The sequence below is a fragment of the Tahibacter harae genome, from assembly GCF_024437735.1.
Lineage (GTDB): Bacteria > Pseudomonadota > Gammaproteobacteria > Xanthomonadales > Rhodanobacteraceae > Tahibacter > Tahibacter harae.
Genome location: NZ_JANFQO010000057.1, coordinates 1 through 4,765 on the forward strand (window position 1 = coordinate 1; position 4,765 = coordinate 4,765).

1 protein-coding gene is annotated in these 4,765 nt (G+C 66.5%); it reads left to right on the forward strand.

Annotated features, from left to right (window positions below):
- A partial coding sequence (locus tag NM961_RS23710) for a DUF6531 domain-containing protein (RefSeq protein ID WP_255916903.1) occupies positions 1-4,765 on the forward strand: 4,765 nt, incomplete at both ends.

A 4,765-nucleotide genomic window follows, 5' to 3' on the forward strand; every position in this document is an offset into this window, starting at 1 on the left:
GCGCAGGATCTTGGCGCGCATGAAGTCCTGATCGAACCGCGCGACCTGCCCTTGGGCGAGTACCAGTTCGAGCTGATCGCCCGCACGCCCGACGGCCAGGAAGAAACCCGCGAAGGCATCGTCAACAGCCGCGCCGACCGGCGTGATCCGCTGACGCTCGCGCACACCTTCGTCAAGGGCGTGGATCTGTATTCCGGCGGTGCGGTGATCGGCGAGAGCGATATTGCGGTCGGTGGCCGCGGCCCGGGGCTGCGTCTGGAACGCAGCTACGCCAGCCACAGCGGCGACCAGGTCGGCTTCTTCGGCCGCGGCTGGTCGGCGGATCTGGATGGCCAGGTGCAGGTCGATGATTGCGGCCAGCGCATTGTTGTGGGGCCGGGTGGCCAGGGTCAGCGCTTCAGTCCCAGCGGTCAGCTGCCCGACGGCACGCAGACCTTCACCGCGCAGTTCGGCTATCACGGCACCTTGCTGCAGCGCGGGGACGTCTACGACTTCTACGCCAAGGATGGGACGCACTTCCACTATGCGCAGGCCGATCTGAAAGGGCCGCGGCTGAGTTTTGTGGAAGACACTAACGGCAATCGCGTGACGTACAGCTGGGAGGTGACCGCGGACCAGGCGCGGGTCAGCCGCATCAGCGACAGTGCCGGTCGCAGTATCGATCTGGTCTACGAACAGGTGGTGGCGGAACGCGAGTCCTACGGCATCCGCATTCTCGACAGCTACACCCTGCTGCGCGAAGCGCGTGGACCCGATGGGCTCGTTGTCCTTTACACCTACGACAACCGCGCCAACCTGACCGATGTGATCCGCACGGACGGCAGTGGCGAAGGACAGCGTCACAGCCAGTACACGTATGACGATCTCGGCGGGCTGATCCTGAGTACACCCGAGGGCCGCAACAAGTACGTCCAGTTCGGCTTCCGCCTGAAGACCGCACGCGATGCGATCAGCGGCGCCACGCGCCGCTACGACTACGCCCTGGGCTGGAGTGCGTTCCCGTTCGGCAGCGGTAGCGAGGTGGACTTCCTGCCCGAGCAGCGCGTGATTACGCTGACCGAAGCCGATCTGGGCACGACCAGGTTCGTCTATCCGGAGCTGCGGGGTGTCGGCCCGGTCAGCACCGTCGTTACCGATGCACGTCTGCAGGCGACCACTTATGCCCTGAACCGCCAAGGTGCCGTGGAGGTCCAGACCGATCCGATCGGTACGACCACGACGACGCAATGGAATCTGCTGCACCGGCAACCGGACGTCGTGACCGATGGCCTGGGAACGCAAACCAGCTACACCTACGACAACGCCGGCAACAAGCTCACCGAGCACGTCAGCTCCGCGCACGGCCTGCAGGATCGCAGCTGGACCTACTACCCCAGCGACGCCTTCGTTGCGCCGTTCATCAAGGACCGCGTCGCAACCGCAACCGATGCGCGGCAGATCATCACCCGCTATGCCTACGACGACCGCGGCAATCCGATCACGGTCGAACGCGGGGGCGTCACGACGCACGATGCCTATGCCGTCAATGGCGATCGCACCAGCCATACCGACGGCGAAGGCCAGGTCTGGCAGTTCCGCTACGACACCTATGGTCAGCTGGTCGAAACCGAGAGCCCGCTGCGCGACGTCAGCGCGAGCACCTACGACCGACGCGGCCGGCGGCTGACGCAGACCGATGCCAATGGCAACACCACGAGGTGGACCTACGACGCGCGCGACCGGGTGTTGACGACGGCCCTGCCGGGCGGTGCCAACGAAACGCGTGCCTATACCGACAGTGCGCGCACCGTGACGATCACCAATCCGCGCGGTGTCATCACACGGCAAGAATTTGATCTCATGGGCCGGCTGGAGCGCGAGACCGTCGCCGACGACACGCGCACACGCGACTACGACAAGAATGGCAACCTTGTCGCCGAGACCGACTTCGGCGGCCACGCAACGACGTACGTCTACGACGCCGTGAACCGGCTGGAATACACCCGCCAGGCGGGCGACGACGGCACGCTGCGCACCACCCATGTCACCTACGATGCGCTGGGTCATGTGCTCAGCGAGACTATCGGTGCCGGCGCCACTGGCGACGGCGACGCCCGCCGCACCGAATACCGCTACGAACACCCGAGCTACGCACGCACCCTGGTGCGGCGTGAGCTGATCGACGACAGCGGCAGCCGCTGGTTGGAAGACAGCACCACCTACGATGCCAACGGCAATCCCCGCCTGAGCCGCGATGCCGAAGGCCGTGTCACCGAACGCACCTTCGACGACCGCGACCGGCTGATCACCGAAGCCGGCCCACTGGGCCGCACGACCACGCTCACCTACGATGGCCGCGACCTCAAGCGCAGCGAGCGGCGCAGCAATGCGGGCGGTTCCGGTGCGCAGGTGCGCGAATGGCGCTACGACGCCGCCGGCCGCTTGCAGGACAGTGTCGATGCCGAAGGCGGTGTGCGTAGCCAGACCTACGATGGCGTCGGCAATGTCACGAGCCGCAGCGATGCGCGGGGGAATACGGTCCGCTACCGCTACGACGCGCGCAACAACGTGATCGAGGAACGCGGTCCAGCACCCGACCAGTTCACGAGCTACGGTTACGATGCCAACAACAATCGCACCCGCGAGACGTTTGCCAACGGCCGCGAACTGAGCCACAGCTACGATGGGCGGGATCGGCGCCACGTCAGCAGCGACGGTGACGGCCATGTCGAGACGCGCACGTGGACGCCGGATGGCCTGCCCGACACCGTGACCGATGCGGATGGCCGCGTGACGCGGTCGTTCCATGACGCGCTGCATCGATTGGTGCGGGAGGAATTGCCGGGGCCCGGTCAGCGGCGACGGACGTACGGCCACACCATCCACGGCGACGTCGAGCGGATCACCGATGCGCTGGGGCGTGTGACCCGGCAGGAGTACGACACGCTCGGACGGCGCACCGCAACAACCTATCCGGCTGTCGCCGGTGAAACGGCCGTCACGCGCACACGCTACGACGCGGTCGGCAATGTCGTGGCCGAGGTGAACGGGCGTGGCCAGACGACGACGTACGAGGTCAACGCGCTGAACCGGCGCACCGCCCAGGTTGATCCCCTGCCCTGCGAGGCCGGCGGCAGCGGCACCTGCCGGCAGACGTGGACCTACGACACCGAAGGCAATGTCCTCACGCATACCGATCGCCGCGGTGTGCTCAGCGTCAGCGCCTACGACCGTGAGAACCGCTTGGTCGGCCAGGCCCGCGACGGCTTGGTCGTGCAAACCCTGGAACACGACGCCCAAGGCAACGTGATCGCCCAATGGGATGCGCTGAGCCGCGAAACCCGCTTCACCTACGACACCGCCAACCGCAAGACCCAGACCCTCACGGCGAACCGCGCCCGCGAGGATTGGACCTACACGCCGCTGGGCGATATCGCCACGCATACCGATGCGGACCGGCGCACGACGGCGTACACCTACACGAAGCGGCGCTACCTCGAATCCGAGTCGCTGGCCGGCGAAACCACGCGCTACACCTACGATGGCGCGGGTCATCCGTTAAGCCGTCAGCGCCCCACCGGCGAAGCGGCCACGTGGCGTTACACCTACGACACCGCCGGGCGCCTGCAGACCGTGCAGGATCCGCTCGCCAACACCACCACCTTCGGCTACGACAGCGTCGACAACCGTACCCAGGTCACCGACGCCAACCAGCGCACCACGGTCTTCACCTACGACGCGCGCAATCGCCTCACCGGGAAGACCTATCCGGGTGGTGGGTCATGGACCTGGACCTACGACGCCGATAGCAACCGCACCGCCAGCGAAGCCCCGAACGGCCGCGTCACCCAGACCACCTACGACGCCCTCAGCCGCCCGACCCTGAGCACCTACGTCGCGGCACCCGCGGGCGAAGTCCAGACCACCGCCTGGGCCTACGACGGCAACGGCAACTTGCGCCGCGTCGCCGAAACCACCGACGGCACCACCCGCACCGAAACCCGCACCTACGATCCGTTCGATCGCCTCACCGATGTGACTAACGGCGACGGCCGTCACCTCACCTACCGCTACGACGACGTCGGCAACCGCACCGAACTGACCGACCACGACGGCCAGACCACCGTCTGGTCCTACGACGACCTCAACCACAACACCGCCATCAGCCTGCCGGGGCTGGGCATCACCCGGCAGACCCACACGGCCGCGGGGCGCCTGGAGTCGATAACGCGACCGGACGGCGCGGAATCGATCTACACCTACAACGACACCGGCCGCCTGGAAACCCTGCTCCACCGCAAAGCCGGCCAGCCCATCGCCAGCTACACCTACCGCTACGACCCCAACGGCAACCGCCTGATCCAGGAAGAATCCAACGGCCCCGTCAGCGCCAACACCACCCAACTCACCCGCTACACCTATGACGACGCCGACCGCCTGACCCAGGTCGACGAACCCGGCCGCACCACCGTCTACACCCTCGACCCCGTCGGCAACCGCGAACACGAACGCGTCACCGATGGCGCAGGAACGCTCATCAGCGATTCCACGCTGACCTACAACCTGCGCGACCAGCTCACCAACCGCAACGACCCCATCGCCAGCATCCAGCTCACCCAGACCTGGGACGACAACGGCAACCTGGCGACGCAGCTCGTCAACGGCGGTACCCCACGCGTCTACACCTACGACGCCCGCGACCGCATGAAGGCCTTGAGTTTAGGCAACGGCACCACCCTCCACTTCACCTACCATGCCGACGGCCTCCGCCGCGAAAAGACCGACG